Raw genomic sequence first — 15,360 nt, forward strand, 5'->3', positions numbered from 1 at the left:
CGGAGCCCTGAACTTATTGACTAGCTTGGCTTAATAGGTTAGCTATTTAACCTGGATGTGCGCAGTGTCGCGCGGTCTCTAGGAGGTACCCGTGGTCACGGTCGATGTGGAGCTGCACCAGGAAAGAGCGGAGCGCGACCTGCCGCAGCCGCGCCTGGTCATCGGCGGCAAGGACGTCACCGACACCAGCGGTGGTCTGTACGAGCACCGCAACCCGGCCACCGGTCTCGTCCAGGCCCACATTCCGCTGGCCGGGCCCACCGAGGTGGACCAGGCGGTCGCGGCCGCCCGCCAGGCCTTCGAGGTGTGGGGCACCATGCGCCCCGCGGAGCGCCGCCGACTGCTCACCCGCTTCGCCGGGCTCCTGCGCGACCACATCCCCGACTTCGCGGCGATCTGCCCGCTGGAGAACGGCGTGTGCATCGGCGGCTGGGCGGAGAACGTCGGACCGCACGTCGCCGAGTGGACCGAGTACTACGCGGGCTGGGCCGACAAGATCGAGGGCATGGTCGGTGCGGCCTACAGCCCGCACGAGAACGTCGAGTACACCATCGCCGAGCCGTACGGCGTCATTGGCCACATCATCACCTGGAACTCGCCCGCGCTGTCGCTGGCCATGAAGGTCCCGCCGTCGCTCGCCGCCGGCAACACCGTGGTCATCAAACCGGCCGAGTCCACACCGTTCTCCGCGCTGCTCTTCGCCGACCTGGCCCGCGAGGCCGGCATCCCCGAGGGCGTCGTCAACGTCGTCACCGGGCTCGGCGACGCGGGATCGGCCCTGGTGACCCACCCCGGCGTCGACAAGATCTCCTTCACCGGCGGCCCCGCCACCGCGCGCCGCATCATGGCCGACGCAGCGCTGAGCCTCAAGCCGGTCGTGTTCGAGCTGGGCGGCAAGTCCGCCAACCTCCTCTTCGCCGACACCGACCTGGACACCGTCGTCCCGTACTGCGCGGCCTTCGCCATGAGCAACACGGGCCAGGGCTGCGCCCTGCCCACCCGGCTCCTGGTGGAGCGCCCGATCTACGACGAGGTCATCGCGCGGGTCACCGGGGTGATCGCCCACCTTCCCGTGGGCGACCCGCTCGACCCGACGACGTACATAGGACCCCTCATCAACGCGGCCGCCCGCGACCGCGTCCAGGGAATGGTCGACAAGGCGGTCGGGGACCGTGCCGGGCGGCTCGTGTACGGCGGCGAACGCATCGACTCAGACGGCTACTTCGTGACTCCGACCGTCTTCGCGGACGTCGACAACCGCAGCGACCTCGCCCAGCAGGAGATCTTCGGACCGGTCCTGGCCATCACCCCGTTCGACACCGAGGACCAGGCCGTCGCCCTGGCCAACGACACCGAGTACGGCCTGTCCGCCTACATCCAGTCCCGCGACATCGCGCGCGTCAACCGCCTGGTGCCGCGCCTGAAGGCGGGGACGGTCTATGTCAACCCCGGGCCGAATCCCATCACTTCGCCTGCCACACCGTTTGGTGGCGTCGGCATCAGCGGGTTCGGGCGGGAAGGCGGCAAGGCCGGTCTGGACGAGTTCATCAACGTGAAGGGCGTCGGCATCGGCCGCGTCTGACCAACTTTGGGAGCAACGACGTGCCGAGTTTTTCCGGGGGAGAACCCCCAGACCCCCGCGTCCGCCGTCTGACGTTCGGCGACATCATCCGTGAGCACCGACGGTCCTTCCCCGACGCAGTCGCCCTCGTCGACGGCGACGTCCGGCTGACCTGGCCCCAGTTGGACGAGCGCACCAACCGACTCGCAGGCGCCCTCACGGACGCGGGCGTCGGCTCCGGCGACCGCATCCTGTGGCTGGGCCAGAACTCCTTCCGGATCTGGGAGCTGCTCGGCGCCGCCGCGAAGATCGGCGCCATGGTCTGCCCCGGCTACTGGCGCTGGGCAGCACCCGAGATGGCCTTCGCCGTCGAGGACTTCGACCCCAAGGTCGTCGTCTGGCAGGACGAGGAGATCGGCGACACGGTCGCCAAGGCGCGCGCCGAACTCGGCAGCGACCACCGGGCGTTGTGGCTGCGGCACGACGCCGAGGGCGCCGACTCCTACGAGTCCTTCCTCGCCTCCGGGTCGCCCGAGGACCCGGTCGCCGACGTCGACCCCGACTCCGCGCTCCTGGTCATCTACACCGCGGCGATCTCCGGCCGGCAGTCCGGCTCGATGCTCTCGCACCGCAACCTGCTCGCCATGGGCGCGAGCGCCGCCTGGATGGGGGACATCGGCACGGAGACGTCCTTCCTCGGCGCCGGTCCCATGTTCCACATCGGCAACTACCAGTTCTGGGGCGTCCCGGCCTTCGTCCACGGCGGCAAGAACGTGGTCGTGCGCCGCGTGGTCGCCGAGGAACTGCTCCCGCTGCTGGCGGGCGAGAAGTGCACCCACGCCTACCTGATGCCCCCGACCATCGCCCAGCTCGTCGCCCTCAACCGCGAGGCAGGACACGACCTCTCCCACCTGCGCGCGAGCGTCGCCGCACAGCTCTGGGAGGGCACCGTCCCCACCGACCAGAGCCGCTTCACCCGCAACGGCGGCGGCATGGGCCGCGGTTACGGGCAGACCGAGGTGACCGGCTTCGCGGTGACCGGCGCCTACGGCGACGCGGGCACCGGCAACGCGGGACGCCCCGGCCCCTTCACCGCCGTACGCATCCTGGACGGCACCGGCAAGGAGTGCGCGGTCGGCGAGGCCGGCGAGATCTGTGTCCGCGGTGACCTCGTGCACCTCGGCTACTGGAACCGGCCCGAGATCAACGAGGAACGCTTCCGCTTCGGCTGGTGGCACACCACCGACCTCGGCCGGCGCGAGCCCGACGGCACGATCAGCTTCCTCGGGACGACGACCCGCATGCTCAAGTCGGCCGCGGAGAACATCTTCCCGGCCGAGGTGGAGAACTGCATCGAGTCCCACCCCGCGGTGAAGGAGGCGGCAGTGATCGGCGTGCCCAACGAGCGCTGGGCGCAGGACGTCAAGGCCGTCGTGGTGCTCCAGCCGGGTGCCGACCCGGTCACCGCGGCGGACGTCATCGAGCACTGCCGGGCGCGCATCGCCTCGTACAAGAAACCGAAGACGGTCGAGTTCGTCGACGCCCTGCCGCGCACCAAGGACTACGCCAAGGACTACGAGGTGCTCGACGAGCGCTTCGGCGGTGGCGGCTATCCCGGCGGCGACACGCTCGGCGCGGGGCGGTGACCTCGTGAACGGCCGCCAGCCCGTGGTCGTCGGCGTGCACGCCACCGAACAGGCACTGACCCTGCCCGACCGCGACGCCATGGACCTCGCCCTGGAAGCGGTACGCGGCGCGATCGCCGACGCCGGACTCACCCCGGCCGACGTCGACGGCGCCCAGGTCGACTGGCCCGGCCCCGGCGGCGTACCCGGCGAGGGCAGCTCCTGGGCGCGGATGCTCGGCCGGGACCTGCGCTGGACCAGCGACTCGATGCTCGACAACGCCGGCTCACGAGGCCTGCTGAAGGCGGCCGCCGCCGTCAGCGCCGGATACGCGGACACCGTCGTCGTCGGCGGCTGCAAGCTGGTCTCGCGGGGAGCCGGTCCCGTCGGGGCCGGGGTACCCCTGGAGTTCGCCGACGTGTGGGGCAGCTATGTCGTCGCCCAGTTCGCGCTGGTGGCGGCACGGCACATGCACGAGTACGGCACGACCTCCCGTCAGCTCGCTGAGGTCGCCGCCACCATCCGCAACAACGGCACCACCAACCCGGAGGCGATGATGTACGGCCGCGGGCCGTACACCGCCGACGACGTCCTCGCGTCCCGGATGGTGGCCACGCCCTTCCACCTGCTGGACTGCTGCATCGTCGGCGAGGGCGGCGCCGCACTCGTGGTCACCACCGCCGAACGGGCCCGCGACCTGCCGCAGCCGCCCGTCGCCGTCCTCGGCGGCGGCATGGAGTACCACCAGGCCGCGTACGCCAATCCGGCGCTGTACCGGGAGGTCGGCCAGCTCGGCCGGGATGCCGCGACCCGCGCCTACGCCATGGCGGGCGTCGGCCCGCAGGACGTGGACGTGTTCTCCCTGTACGACCCCAACTCCTTCGAGATCATCCGGCAGTTGGAAGCACTCGGTCTGTGCGGGGAGGGCGAGGGCGGGCCACTGGCGGCCAGTGGTGCCATCGCCGTCGGCGGCAAGCATCCCGTCAACCCCGACGGGGGCTGTCTGTCGTACGCCTGGAACGGGACCCAGCAGATGACGCTCAAAGTCGTCGAGGCCGTACGGCAGTTGCGCGGCACCGCCGTGCACCAGGTCGAGGGCGCCGAGCTCGCGGTCGTCGGCAACGCCGGATCCGGCGCGCAGCACTACGAGATGAGCCTGCTGGGGAGGGCGCGATGAGCCGGCCCGTGCCCGTCCCCACCGACCTGTCCGCACCCTTCTGGGACGCGGCCCGACGCGGCGACCTGGTCGTCCCCTACTGCCCGAGCTGCGACCTGCGCTTCTTCGTCCCCGAGCCCGTCTGCCCCGGGTGCATGGCCGCGGGCTGGCATTACGTGGCGAGCACGGGCCGGGGGGCCGTCTACTCCGTGACCGTGGTGCACCGCGCTCCCGGCCCCGGCTTCGACACGCCCTTCGCGCTCGCCGTGATCGACCTCGACGACGGCGCCACTCTGCTCTCCCACGTGGACGCCGGCGATCCGGACGCCGTGGCCATCGGCATGCGGGTACGCGTCGACTTCCGGCCCCTCACGGACGAGATCACGCTGCCCTGGTTCGTACCGGAGTCCTGAGGCTCGTGCGCGGCGCGCTCGTTCTAGAGTCGAACTCGGTAACCTAGTTCAATCAGTTATCTAGTAGAGTGGACCGTCTACCCGGTGCTCGGGCCCTGTCCCGCACCCGTGGGCGGACGGAGGTGGCCCGGTGACGCGTACGACAGGGCAGCAGGGCGGCGGGGGCGTGAATGGTGTCAAGGTCCGCGTCCCCAAGATGGCCGAGCTGGTGGCGGCACAGCTGCGCCGCAAGATCGTGCGCGGAGAACTGGCCGAGGGCGAGGCGCTCCCGGCCGAGTCGGCGCTCATGGCGGAGTTCGCCGTCTCCCGCCCCACGCTGCGCGAGGCGTTCCGCGTGCTGGAGTCGGAGTCGCTCATCAGCGTGCGCCGGGGCGCCCGGGGCGGGGCACGGGTGCAGATCCCGGAGGGCACGGTCGCGGCCCGGTACGCCGGCGTGGTCCTCGAATACCGCGGCACGACCCTCAAGGACGTCTACGACGCCCGTACGGTCATCGAGGCACCGTGCGCCGGACTGCTGGCCGAGGAACGCACGGACGAGGACCTGGAGCGGCTGCGGGCCGCGGTCGCCGAGGCCGAGGCGCTGATGGACGACCCCTCGGCCTTCATCCGTGCCCACATGGAGTTCCACGCCCTGGTCGTCGAACTGGCGGGCAACGAGACGCTGAGCGTCCTCAACGGCATGGTCCGGCACATCATCGACCAGGCGAACTGGTCCCACGTCGACCTGGACGCGGGCAGCCCCGAGAACATCAGGGCCAACCGCCGGGGCTTCCGGGCCCACGGCGCGCTGGTCGAACTGGTCGCCCAGCGCCGGGCCGAGGCCGCCGAGGAGCTGTGGCGCCTGCATCTCCAGGAGGCCGAGGACTACCTGCTGCAGAACAGGTCCATGACCACCGTCCTGGACCTGCTCGGCTGACGCGACGTCACGTGCCGTGGAGTTCCTCGACGATGGGCTCCCACACCTCGGCGTCGATCTCGTACGCCGTGTAGAAGGACACCCGGTCGACCAGCGCCCCGTACCGGCGCCGGATCTCGCCCGCGACCCGCTCCGGTTCCGCCACGACCGCGAAGGTGTGCAGCACCTCGTCGTCGACGAGGCCGCTCATCGCCTCCCACTTGTCCTCGCGCCGGGACGTCGACAACGCGTGCAGCTCGTCGCCGAGTTCGCCCCAGCCGTGCAGCTCCAGCACCCCGCGGTAGGCGGGTGTGCTGCCGTAGAAGGCGACCTGGGCGCGGGTGCCGTCGATCGCGCGGGTCATCTCCTCCTCCGTGCGGCCGGTCGCGGTCAGCAGCAGATGGGAGACGGCGAAGTCGGCCCGCGTACGGCCGGACGCGGCAAGACCCGCCTCCACGGTCGGCAGGGTCACCTCCCGCAGGTACCGCTCGGTGGTGAAGCCGTGCGCGAGGAGCCCGTCGGCGACCTCGCCCGCCACCCGGGTCATCGCCTGGCCGACCGCGGCCACGAACACCTTGGGCGCGCCGCCGGGAGCGGGTGGGGGAGAGAAGAAGGGCGACATCAGGGTGTGCGAGTAGAAGTCGCCGCGGAAGTTCAGCTTCTCGCCCTCGTTCCAGGCGGCCCAGATCGCGTGCAGCGCGCTCACGTACTCGCGCATGCGGGCCGCGGGCCGGCTCCACGGCATGTCGAAGCGCCGCTCGATGTGCGGCTTGATCTGGCTGCCCAGACCGAGCGAGAAGCGTCCGCCCGCGTAGGTCTGGAGGTCGTGCGTGGTGTACGCGAGTTGCATGGGGGAGCGGGCGAAGGCGACCGCGATGGCCGTGCCGACCTCAAGCCGGTCGGTGTGCTCGGCCGCCAGCACCAGCGGCAGGAAGGGGTCGTGCTTGGACTCCGACGCCCACAGACCGTCGTAGCCGGCCTTCTCATGGTGCCGGGCCTCCTCCACGACCTCCGTGGTGCTCCACACGTTGAGCTTGCCGTCGACCTTCATGCCGCTCCCTTGTCCTGTTCCGTTTCCATGCCGATGCGCCGTGCGAGCAGCTCCCGGTGGTACGCCGGATCGCCGAACAGCAGCTGTGACGTCTTGGCCCGCTTCAGGTAGAGGTGGGCCGGGTGCTCCCAGGTGAAGCCGATGCCGCCGTGCACCTGGATGTTCTCCTGCGTGGCCTGTACGCACGCGTCGGAACAGAACGCCTTGGCCAGGCTCGCCACGGCGGGCAGCTCCGGGTCCTCGTTCTCCGACGCGAGCAGGGCGTAGTGAGCGGCGGCGCGCGCCGACTCCACCTCCAGCAGGACGTCGGCCAGCAGGTGCTTGACGGCCTGGAAGGAGCCGATGGGTCGCCCGAACTGGTGGCGCACCTTGGCGTACTCCACCGCCATGTCGAGCGCGCGGGAGGCCACCCCGACCTGCTCGGCGGTCAGCGCCACCGCGGCCCGGTCGAGCACCTCCGACACCAGGTCCCAGCCGTCGCCGTGCGTACGCAGCCGGGTCGCCGGTACGGCCTGGTAGTCGAGGCGGGCCTGGCGGCGGGTCGGGTCGATGGTGGGCAGTGGTGCCCGGGTCAGTCCGGCCGCGTCGCCCTCCACGCAGAACACCCCAACGCCGTCGTCGGCGCGGGCGACGGTGAGGACGACATCGGCGGTGGCACCGTCCAGGACGAACATCTTGTGCCCGGTGAGCAGCCAACTCCCGTTGCTCTCACGGGCGGTGAGCCGGACCCCGGTCTCGTCCCAGCGGGCGGAGTCCTCGGTCAGGGCCAGTGTCCCGACCAGCTCACCGGAGGCCAGTCCCGGCAACAGGCGCTTGCGGGCCTCCTCGTCGGCGCAGCGCAGCAGCGTGGTCGTCGCCAGCACGGCCGAGGACAGGAACGGCGCACACAGCAGCGCACGGCCCATCTCCTCCATCACCACGCCCACTTCGACCGGCCCGCACCCGGCGCCCCCGTACTCCTCGGGGACCGCGAGGCCCTGCAACCCGAGTTCCGTCCCCATCCGGCGCCACAGCGCCCGGTCGAAGCCCTCGGGCGTCTCCATCAGGCGACGCGTCTCCGTCTCGGGCGAGGTGTCGGCCAGGAACGCCCTTACGGTGCGCCCCAGTTCCTCCTGCTCCTCGCTGAACGCGAAGTCCATGCCTCAGCCCTCCCCGGCGGTCCGGCGGCGCGCGCGGGACGCGATGATCTTCTCGACGACGGCGATGTGGTCCGGCGAGTGCATGGTCTCCTGCTCGGCGAGCAGGGCGGGTTCGAGCACGGTGGCGAGCGCCTGCTCCAGGTGCAGGTTCACCGCGCGCTTGGTCTCGCGCAGCGCCTGCGCGGGCAGGGCGGCCAGCCGTCCGGCGAGGTCCATCGCCTCGTCCAGGAGCTTGTCCTTGGGCACGGCCCGGTTGGCGATGCCCAGCCGGACCGCCTCCTCGGCGCTCACCCGGTCGCCGAGGAACAGCAGTTCCTTCGCGCGGGTCAGTCCGACGAGGAGAGGGAGGACGAGGGCACCGCCGTCGCCCGCCACCAGTCCGACCTGTACGTGCGGGTCCGCGAGATAGGCGTCGTCGGCGATGAGGACGAGGTCGCTCAGCAGGGCCAGACTGCAACCCAGGCCCACCGCGGGCCCGTTGACCGCCGCGATGACCGGCAGCGGGCAGCGCACCATCCCGGTGATGATCCGCCGCGCCTCGTCGACGTTCTGCTCCCGGAAGGCGCGGTCGCGCTGGACCCGGGTCATGATGTCGAAGTTGCCCCCGGCGCTGAACGCCCGGCCGCGGCCGGTGAGGACGACCACCCGGGCCTCGGGGTCGTCGGCGAGGGAGTCCCACACCGAGGCGAGACCCGCGTGCAGCTCCTCGCTCATCGCGTTGAGCTGGTCCGGTCGGTTCAGCTCGATCAGCCGGACTGGCCCGACGGCCGTCACCAAGAGGTCCGTCATCTCCACCGCCATCAGTCATCATCGAACGAGTCAGTAGAGTTGAATGCTATAACTAATTAAGCTTTCTGGAAACGGCTCGCCGGAGTGACGGAGGACGCGTATGCCGCAGCAGGAGTACGACACCGTGCGGGCCGAGGTGGCGGACCAGATCCTCACTGTCACCCTCAACCGGCCCGAGAAACTCAACGCCTTCAACCCGCAGATGATGACCGACCTGCTCGACGTGCTTGACGCGGCCGATGCCGACGACGAGATCCGCGTGATCGTGGTGACCGGCGCCGGGCGCGGCTTCTGCGCGGGCGCCGACGTCAGCTCCGGCGGCTCCTCCTTCGACCACCGTAAGGCGGGCGCCTGGCACCGGGACACGGGCGGCCGGGTCGCCCTGCGGATCTTCTCCAGTACCAAGCCGGTCATCGCGGCGATCAACGGCCCGGCGGCGGGTGTCGGGGCCAGCATGACCCTACCCATGGACATCCGCCTGGCCTCGACCTCGGCGAAGTTCGGCTTCGTCTTCGCCCGCCGCGGCATCGTGCCGGAATCGGCGGCGAGCTGGTTCCTGCCCCGGGCCGTTGGCATGCAGAAGGCCATGGAGTGGGTGGCCACGGGTCGCGTCTTCGGCCCGGACGAGGCACTCGCGGCCGGGCTGGTCCGCTCCGTGCACCCGCCGGAGGAGCTGCTGCCGGCGGCGGACGCACTCGCCCGGGAGATCGCCGAGAACACCTCCGCGATCTCTGTCGCCCTCTCCCGCCAGATGATGTGGCGGATGCTGGGCGAACCCCACCCGATGACCGCCCACCGGCTCGACTCCCGGATCATGAGCCAGATCGGCGGCGGCCCGGACTCGGTGGAGGGCGTCCAGTCGTTCCTCGCCAAACGGCCGCCCGCGTTCCCGGGCCGGGTCAGCAAGGACATGCCACCCCTGTATCCCTGGTGGCAGGAGGAGGAGTTCCGCCCCCTGGAGGATCGGGCACCGGCACCGGAGGGCCAGGCATGACGACGTTCGACTACATCGTGGTGGGCGCGGGGTCCGCGGGCTGTGTGCTCGCGAACCGTCTCTCCGAGGACCCGAAGACGTCCGTCCTGCTGATCGAGGCGGGCGGCCGGGACGCCACCCCGCTGATCAGGATGCCCAAGGGGTTCGGCAAGCTGCTGGGCGATCCCCGGTTCGCCTGGCACTACCCGGTCGAGCCGGTGGGCCCGAGCCGCCGCGTCGAGCACTGGGTCCGCGGCCGGACGCTCGGCGGATCCAGCTCGGTCAACGGCATGGTCTACAACCGCGGTGACCGCGCCGACTACGACGAGCTGGAGCGGCTCGGCAACCCCGGCTGGGGCTGGGACACCATGCTGCCGGTCTTCCGGCGGATCGAGGACAACGCGCTCGGCGCCTCCCCGGCCCGGGGCGCGGGCGGCCCGCTGCACGTCTCCACCGCACCGCGGCCGGAGCCGCTCTGCGAGGAGGTGATCGCCGCCGGGACCGGACTCGGCTGGCACCGCACCTACGACCTGAACGCGAGCGACGACGAACGCATCGGCTACGCCATGGCCACCATCAAGAAGGGACAGCGGTTCAGCGCCGCCCGCGCCTTCCTGCACCCCGCCGCGGACCGGCCCAACCTGACCGTGGCCGTGGACACCGGCGTGACGCGCGTCCTCGCCGAGCACGGCAGAGCTGTCGGCGTGCGCACCCGCAGCCACGGTAGGGAGACCGACCTCCGGGCGCGGCGCGAGGTGATCCTCTCCGCAGGCAGCATCGCCACGCCCAAGATCCTCCAGCTGTCCGGCATCGGCCCGGCCGAGACGCTGAAATCGGCGGGCGTCGACGTCCTGGTCGACAGCCCGCACGTGGGCGGCCGGATGCGCGAGCACCGGTGTTTCGTCGTCCAGTACCGGCTGAAGGACGACCTCGGCTACAACAAGGCGCTCAGCACCCCGCTGCGGCAGGCCCTGTCGGGGGCGAGATATCTGGCCACCCGCCGTGGACCGCTGGCCGCGCCCGCCTTCGATGTCATCGCCTTCTTCAAGACCCGCCCCGAACTCGCCCGACCGGACGCCCAGTTGCTGATCGCGCCGGTGTCCCTGCTGCCTGACGTCCCCGGCAAGGAGACCGGCGTGGAACGCGAGCCTGGAGTGATGGGCCTCGGCTACATCCTGCGGCCGACCGCCGAGGGCGGCCTGCACATCACGTCGGCCGACCCCGACGCCCCTCTGACCATCACGCCGAACTACTACGGCTCCAACCACGACCGCACGGTGGGAACCGCCCTCTTCCGGCGCATGCGGGAACTCTTCGGGACCGAGCCGATCGCCGGCCGGATCATGACCGAGACGCTGCCGGGCCCCGGCGTGCGCGAGGACCGGGAGATCATCGACGCCGGTCTCGACCAGGGACGCTGCGGCTACCACGCCATCGGCACCTGCGCCATGGGCCCGGCCGAGGGCGACGTCGTCGACGGCCGGCTGCGGGTACGCGGCATCGAGGGCCTGCGGGTCGTCGACTGCTCGGTCATGCCGACCATGGTGTCCGGCAACCTGAACGCACCGATCATGGCCATGGCCTGGAGGGCGGCCGACCTCATCCAGGACACGGTCTGATCCCGTACCGGGAGATCTGGCCGAAACATTGTCGTAGTTTGTTTGACCTGTTAGCGTCCGGTCGGCGGACATTCAGTTGAATGCGCTAAACCATTCACCGCTGGACGGTAGCCATGAGCGATGGTTTCCTGCATGAATCCCTTCGCTGTGTCGACTGGGGGGTCGCCACGGCGGACACCATCGCGGCACCTCTGCCGCCCCTGCCGGAACGCGGCGGGCACTTCCGGCAGTGGACCGACGACCTCAAGCAGCTGACCGGCATCGTCGCGGACACCCACCGCATGGTCGCCGGATGGCCGCAGCTCCAGCCCGACGGCCCCAGCAGCTGGGACCGGGGCGCCCTGGACCGCTGCGACCGTGCGCTCGACGCACTGCTCGCGCAGGGCACCCGGCCCGCCCTCACCCTGCTCGACCGCTCACTGCCACCGTGGCTGGACGCCGCCGGCGGCTGGCTCGCCCGCGACACCGCCGAGCACTTCGCCGCCTTCGCCGCCGAACTCGGCCGCCGTTTCGGCGACCGGGTGGAACGCTGGATCACCTCCACCGACATCGCAGGCCCCACGCTCGCCGACCACGTGGCCGGAATGTACCCCCCGAACCGGGGCGCGGGCCGGGCCGGACTGCCCGCCGTCCACCACATCCTGCTCGCCAACGGGCTCGCCACGCAGGCCCTCAGGGCCACCGGCGCACGAGGCCGCATCGGCACCACGGTCACCCTCGTGGGCGGCTACCCGGCCACCGACGACCCCTACGACCGTCTCGCCCTGGAACGCCTGGAGTGCTGGACCAACCGGCTCTTCCTCGACCCCCTGCTCCTCGGCGAGCACATGGTGACCGAGGACGGCGACTCACCGGTCGACGACACCGGCTGTGTGCGCCCCGGCGACCTGGAGACCATCGCCACCGAGCAGGACCTGCTGGGCCTGTCCTGGCACACCCCGTTCCGCGTCACCGCGCCCGAGAACCTGCCCCGCGTGCTGCCGACGAGAACCTGCCAGAGCGCCCTCAACGAGGTGAACCGCCTGCTCGTGGGCCTGGGCTTCGCCATCGTCCCCTTCGACGACGTGGAGACCACCGCCTACGGCTGGCCGATCATCCCCGAAGGACTCGCCGACGCCGTCGCCGGCCTCTACGAGCTCTACGGCGACGCGCTGCCGCCGCTGTCCGTGATCGACAACGGGATGGGCGACCTGGATCTCGTCGACGCCACGGGACACAGCGACGACGAGCGGCGCCGGGCCCTGCTGCGCGCCCGCCTCTCCTGGCTGGCCGGACTCACGGCGGCCGGTGTACGGGTGTGCGGCTACGAGTACTGGTCGGTCCTGGACAACCTGGAGGCCAAGTTCCGCTACACCCGCCTGTACGCGATGGCGGTCCCGGACCACGAGGCCCCGCCGCGCCCCTCGATCCCCTCCGACTGGCTGCATCACGGCGCCTTCGCCGACGCGGCCGTACCGGAAGGGGGGCGGCCCATCGGCCTGAGTCTGGTGCCGGCCGCGCCTCGGACTCAGGACAGCACGACCTCGTAGCCCGGACGGCCGCGGCTCAGGACGCCGGAGCCTCGTAGTCCCTCCCGCGGATCAGCCGCACCGGCGTGTAAACGAGAACCTCCTCGTCCCGCTGGTTGCGTACCGTGATCCGGCTGGTCACCACGCCCCGGCCCGGCTTGCTGGAGGGCCGGGACCCGGTGGTCTCCACGACGGCGTACACGGTGTCGCCGACGTACACGGGACCCAGCACGTCGAGTTCCATGTGCAGGAAGGCGAGGCCCGTGCCGTGCAGCACGTTCGTCTGGAGGACGAGGCCCTCGGCGAGGCAGTACGTCAGTCCTCCCGGGACGAGTCGCCCCGTGTAGCCCCCGTCCGCCGCGTGCGAGGCGTCCCAGAAGAGGGGCTCGGTGAAGCCGCCCCAGGTCACGAAGTTGACCAGGTCGGTCTCGGTGATGGTGCGGCGGGCGGTCCTGAAGACCTGCCCGACCGGCATCTCCTCATACGTCAACCCCTTGACCAGCAGGGGGACTTCGGTGGTGGTCTGCTGCGGTGCCATGATCGGTCGGTTCCTCTCGTGCGGGGGTCACAGGTCCAGCGGATGCTTGGTGCCGACGCCCTCGAAGTCCGCGGCCCGCTTCTCGCGGTGCGCGGCGAGCCCCTCGACGACCTCGTGCCCGCCGAACCCGAAGAACTCCAGCCCCAGCGAGGCCTCGAAGATCGGCTGGGCGGTGCGGTACCAGTGATTGAGGGACCGTTTGGTCCAGCTGATGGCGCTGGCGGGCCCAGCGGCGAGGGCGGTCGCCACCCGCAGGGCCTCGGTGTGCACGTCGGCGTCGTCCACACACTTCGACACCAGCCCGATCCGCTCGGCCTCCTCGCCGGTGAGCGTCTCGCAGGTCAGCAGGTAGTACTTGGCCTTGGCCATGCCGCACAGCAACGGCCAGCAGATGGCGGCATGGTCACCGGCCGCGACACCGAGCCGCGTGTGCCCGTCGACGATCTTCGCCGTACGGGCGACGACGGAGACGTCCGCCAGCATGCCGATGACCAGCCCCGCCCCGACCGCCGGACCGTGGATCGCGGAGACCACCGGCTTGGAGCAGTTGAGCACCCCGTAGACCATGTCCCGCGCCTCCCGCATCACCCGGGCGCGCACCGCGTAGTCCTCGGTCATGGCCTCGATGGAGTCGAAGGTCCCGCCCGCGGAGAACGCCCTGCCCGCCCCCTGGACGAGCACAGCGCGGGTCTCCTCGTCCCGGTCCACGACGGACCAGATGTCGGCGAGCTCGCCGTGCATCCGTGGATCCACGGCGTTGAGGTTCGGGGCGTCGAGCACGATCCGCAGCACGCCGGGCGCGGGCCGCTCGAAGGTCAGGCTCGTGAACGGGGCGTAGGGATCGGTCACGTCGCGCTCCTGGTGTATTCAGTGTGGATACTATAATTATCTAACTGTATCGAGAGGTGGGCGGCAAGCAGGCCGCACGTGACGTTGCACCGAGGACGGGAAGCTCGGCATGGATCTCACCTTCAGCGAGGAACAGGACGAACTGCGCAAGGTCGTCCGCTCGTTCCTGGCCAAGCACTCCGACGAGGCGGACGTACGCCGCCTGGCCGCCGACCCCACGGGTCACGACCCCGTCGTCTGGCGACGGATGGCCAGCGAACTCGGCCTCCAAGGGCTCGCCATACCGGAGGAGTACGGCGGCTCCGGCTTCGGCTACGTCGATCTCGGCATCGTCTTCGAGGAGGCGGGCCGCGCCCTGCTCGGCGGACCGTACTTCGCCACCGTCGCCCTGGCCGCCGAGGCCCTGCTGCGCTGTGCCGACGAACAGGCGCGGCACGACTTCCTGCCGGGCATCGCGTCCGGCGAGACGGTGGCCACGCTGGCGCTCACCGAGGACAGCGGCCGCTGGGACGAGCAGGGCATCGGGCTCACCGCAGTCCGTGACGAGACCGGCGTCTGGCGGCTGAGGGGCGTGAAGACCTACGTCCCGGACGGACAGCTGGCCGACCTGCTCCTGGTCGCCGCCCGCACCCCGTCAGGCGTCAGCCTCCTCGCCGTCGAGACCGCCGACGCACCCGGCCTCGCCCGCACCCCCCTCCCCACCCTCGACCAGACCCGCAAACAGGCCCGGATCGAGTTCACGGACACCCCCGCCCGCCTCCTGGGCACCGAGGGCACGGCGTGGCCCGCCCTGGAGCGCACCCTCGCCACCGCCGCCGTACTCCTGGCCGCTGAACAGGTCGGAGGAGCCGCGGCCACCCTGGACGCCGCCGTGGCGTACGCCAAGATCCGCGAGCAGTACGGCCGGCCCATCGGCTCGTTCCAGGGGATCAAGCACAAGTGCGCCGACATGCTCATGGAGATCGAGTCCGCCCGCTCGGCCGCGTACGGCGGACTGTGGGCGCTGGACGCGGGAGACGGGACGGAGATCGCGCTCGCCGCCGCACTCGCCCAGGCCTTCTGCTCGGAGGCGTTCACCAAGGTCGCCGCCGACAACATCCAGGTCCACGGCGGTATCGGCTTCACCTGGGAGCACCCCGCGCACCTGTACTTCAAGCGGGCCAAGAGCTCCGAGGCACTGCTCGGCACACCGTCGTACCACCGGGAACTGCTCGCCACCCGGCTCGGTATCTGAGACCTCAGGG

14 protein-coding genes are annotated in these 15,360 nt (G+C 71.0%); 9 read left to right on the forward strand and 5 right to left on the reverse strand.

The features are described from left to right. Positions 1-91 precede the first annotated feature (91 nt). The 5 genes from ABZ896_RS13240 (at position 92) to ABZ896_RS13260 (ending at position 5,671) form a co-directional block, all read left to right on the forward strand. The gene (locus ABZ896_RS13240; protein ID WP_360926612.1) at positions 92-1,582 is read left to right on the forward strand and encodes an aldehyde dehydrogenase family protein; all 1,491 of its coding nucleotides are present in this window, start codon (positions 92-94) and stop codon (positions 1,580-1,582) included. Positions 1,583-1,602: 20 nt separating this feature from the next. Continuing rightward, positions 1,603-3,207 (forward strand): AMP-binding protein, encoded by a 1,605-nt coding sequence (locus ABZ896_RS13245; protein WP_360926613.1) that lies wholly within the window; start codon positions 1,603-1,605, stop codon positions 3,205-3,207. Positions 3,208-3,211: 4 nt separating this feature from the next. After that, complete coding sequence (locus ABZ896_RS13250; protein ID WP_360926615.1) at positions 3,212-4,363, forward strand: thiolase family protein; 1,152 nt, start codon at positions 3,212-3,214, stop codon at positions 4,361-4,363. Further along, positions 4,360-4,755: an OB-fold domain-containing protein gene (locus ABZ896_RS13255; protein WP_360926617.1), complete on the forward strand. Its 396-nt coding sequence runs from the start codon at positions 4,360-4,362 to the stop codon at positions 4,753-4,755. Before ABZ896_RS13250 ends, ABZ896_RS13255 begins: the two co-directional genes overlap by 4 nt. 130 nt (positions 4,756-4,885) lie before the next feature. Next, the gene (locus ABZ896_RS13260) at positions 4,886-5,671 is read left to right on the forward strand and encodes an FCD domain-containing protein (RefSeq protein ID WP_360926619.1); all 786 of its coding nucleotides are present in this window, start codon (positions 4,886-4,888) and stop codon (positions 5,669-5,671) included. A 7-nt stretch (positions 5,672-5,678) separates the two neighbouring features. Here the strand turns inward: ABZ896_RS13260 and ABZ896_RS13265 are convergent, their stop codons facing one another. The 3 genes from ABZ896_RS13265 to ABZ896_RS13275 are packed head-to-tail and all read right to left on the reverse strand — an operon-like array spanning position 5,679 to position 8,629. Continuing rightward, positions 5,679-6,701 (reverse strand): TIGR03617 family F420-dependent LLM class oxidoreductase, encoded by a 1,023-nt coding sequence (locus tag ABZ896_RS13265; protein WP_360926622.1) that lies wholly within the window; start codon positions 6,699-6,701, stop codon positions 5,679-5,681. Beyond that, complete coding sequence (locus tag ABZ896_RS13270) at positions 6,698-7,840, reverse strand: acyl-CoA dehydrogenase family protein (protein ID WP_360926624.1); 1,143 nt, start codon at positions 7,838-7,840, stop codon at positions 6,698-6,700. Before ABZ896_RS13270 ends, ABZ896_RS13265 begins: the two co-directional genes overlap by 4 nt. 3 nt (positions 7,841-7,843) lie before the next feature. Then, positions 7,844-8,629 carry an enoyl-CoA hydratase/isomerase family protein gene (locus ABZ896_RS13275; protein WP_360926626.1) on the reverse strand — a complete coding sequence of 262 codons (786 nt, stop codon included), beginning with the start codon at positions 8,627-8,629 and terminating at the stop codon, positions 7,844-7,846. Positions 8,630-8,729: 100 nt separating this feature from the next. Here ABZ896_RS13275 and ABZ896_RS13280 point away from each other — a divergent pair, with 100 nt between their 5' ends. The 3 genes from ABZ896_RS13280 (at position 8,730) to ABZ896_RS13290 (ending at position 12,750) form a co-directional block, all read left to right on the forward strand. Next, a complete protein-coding gene (locus tag ABZ896_RS13280; protein WP_360926629.1) occupies positions 8,730-9,623 on the forward strand; it encodes a crotonase/enoyl-CoA hydratase family protein in 894 nt (297 codons plus the stop codon). Further along, positions 9,620-11,221, forward strand: a complete 1,602-nt coding sequence (locus ABZ896_RS13285) for a GMC family oxidoreductase N-terminal domain-containing protein (protein ID WP_360926632.1) — start codon at positions 9,620-9,622, stop codon at positions 11,219-11,221. The genes ABZ896_RS13280 and ABZ896_RS13285 overlap by 4 nt, the downstream gene beginning before the upstream one ends. Before the next feature lie 113 nt (positions 11,222-11,334). Next, positions 11,335-12,750 carry a family 1 glycosylhydrolase gene (locus ABZ896_RS13290; RefSeq protein ID WP_360926635.1) on the forward strand — a complete coding sequence of 472 codons (1,416 nt, stop codon included), beginning with the start codon at positions 11,335-11,337 and terminating at the stop codon, positions 12,748-12,750. Positions 12,751-12,766: 16 nt separating this feature from the next. On the opposite strand, the gene ABZ896_RS13295 is transcribed toward ABZ896_RS13290, so the two are convergent. Both ABZ896_RS13295 and ABZ896_RS13300 read right to left on the reverse strand, forming a co-directional pair. Continuing rightward, positions 12,767-13,267 carry a MaoC/PaaZ C-terminal domain-containing protein gene (locus ABZ896_RS13295; protein ID WP_360926638.1) on the reverse strand — a complete coding sequence of 167 codons (501 nt, stop codon included), beginning with the start codon at positions 13,265-13,267 and terminating at the stop codon, positions 12,767-12,769. A 27-nt stretch (positions 13,268-13,294) separates the two neighbouring features. Next, a complete protein-coding gene (locus ABZ896_RS13300; protein WP_360926641.1) occupies positions 13,295-14,116 on the reverse strand; it encodes an enoyl-CoA hydratase/isomerase family protein in 822 nt (273 codons plus the stop codon). Between the two features lie 109 nt (positions 14,117-14,225). On the opposite strand from ABZ896_RS13300, the gene ABZ896_RS13305 reads away from it, so the two are divergent. After that, on the forward strand, positions 14,226-15,350 hold the full coding sequence (locus ABZ896_RS13305; protein WP_360926644.1) for an acyl-CoA dehydrogenase family protein: 1,125 nt from the start codon (positions 14,226-14,228) through the stop codon (positions 15,348-15,350). The last annotated feature ends 10 nt before the right edge of the window (positions 15,351-15,360 follow it).

This window comes from Streptomyces sp. NPDC047072, assembly GCF_040643855.1.
In the GTDB taxonomy this organism is placed as follows: Bacteria; Actinomycetota; Actinomycetes; order Streptomycetales; family Streptomycetaceae; genus Streptomyces.

Bases quoted from the DNA above. Each gene is read 5' to 3' on its own strand.
- ABZ896_RS13305 (WP_360926644.1), top strand. From the start codon at position 14,226: ATGGATCTCACCTTCAGCGAGGAACAGGACGAACTGCGCAAGGTCGTC.
- ABZ896_RS13285 (WP_360926632.1), top strand. From the start codon at position 9,620: ATGACGACGTTCGACTACATCGTGGTGGGCGCGGGGTCCGCGGGCTGT.
- ABZ896_RS13290 (WP_360926635.1), top strand. From the start codon at position 11,335: ATGAGCGATGGTTTCCTGCATGAATCCCTTCGCTGTGTCGACTGGGGG.
- ABZ896_RS13265 (WP_360926622.1), bottom strand. From the start codon at position 6,701: ATGAAGGTCGACGGCAAGCTCAACGTGTGGAGCACCACGGAGGTCGTG.
- ABZ896_RS13275 (WP_360926626.1), bottom strand. From the start codon at position 8,629: ATGACGGACCTCTTGGTGACGGCCGTCGGGCCAGTCCGGCTGATCGAG.
- ABZ896_RS13255 (WP_360926617.1), top strand. From the start codon at position 4,360: ATGAGCCGGCCCGTGCCCGTCCCCACCGACCTGTCCGCACCCTTCTGG.
- ABZ896_RS13295 (WP_360926638.1), bottom strand. From the start codon at position 13,267: ATGGCACCGCAGCAGACCACCACCGAAGTCCCCCTGCTGGTCAAGGGG.
- ABZ896_RS13280 (WP_360926629.1), top strand. From the start codon at position 8,730: ATGCCGCAGCAGGAGTACGACACCGTGCGGGCCGAGGTGGCGGACCAG.
- ABZ896_RS13270 (WP_360926624.1), bottom strand. From the start codon at position 7,840: ATGGACTTCGCGTTCAGCGAGGAGCAGGAGGAACTGGGGCGCACCGTA.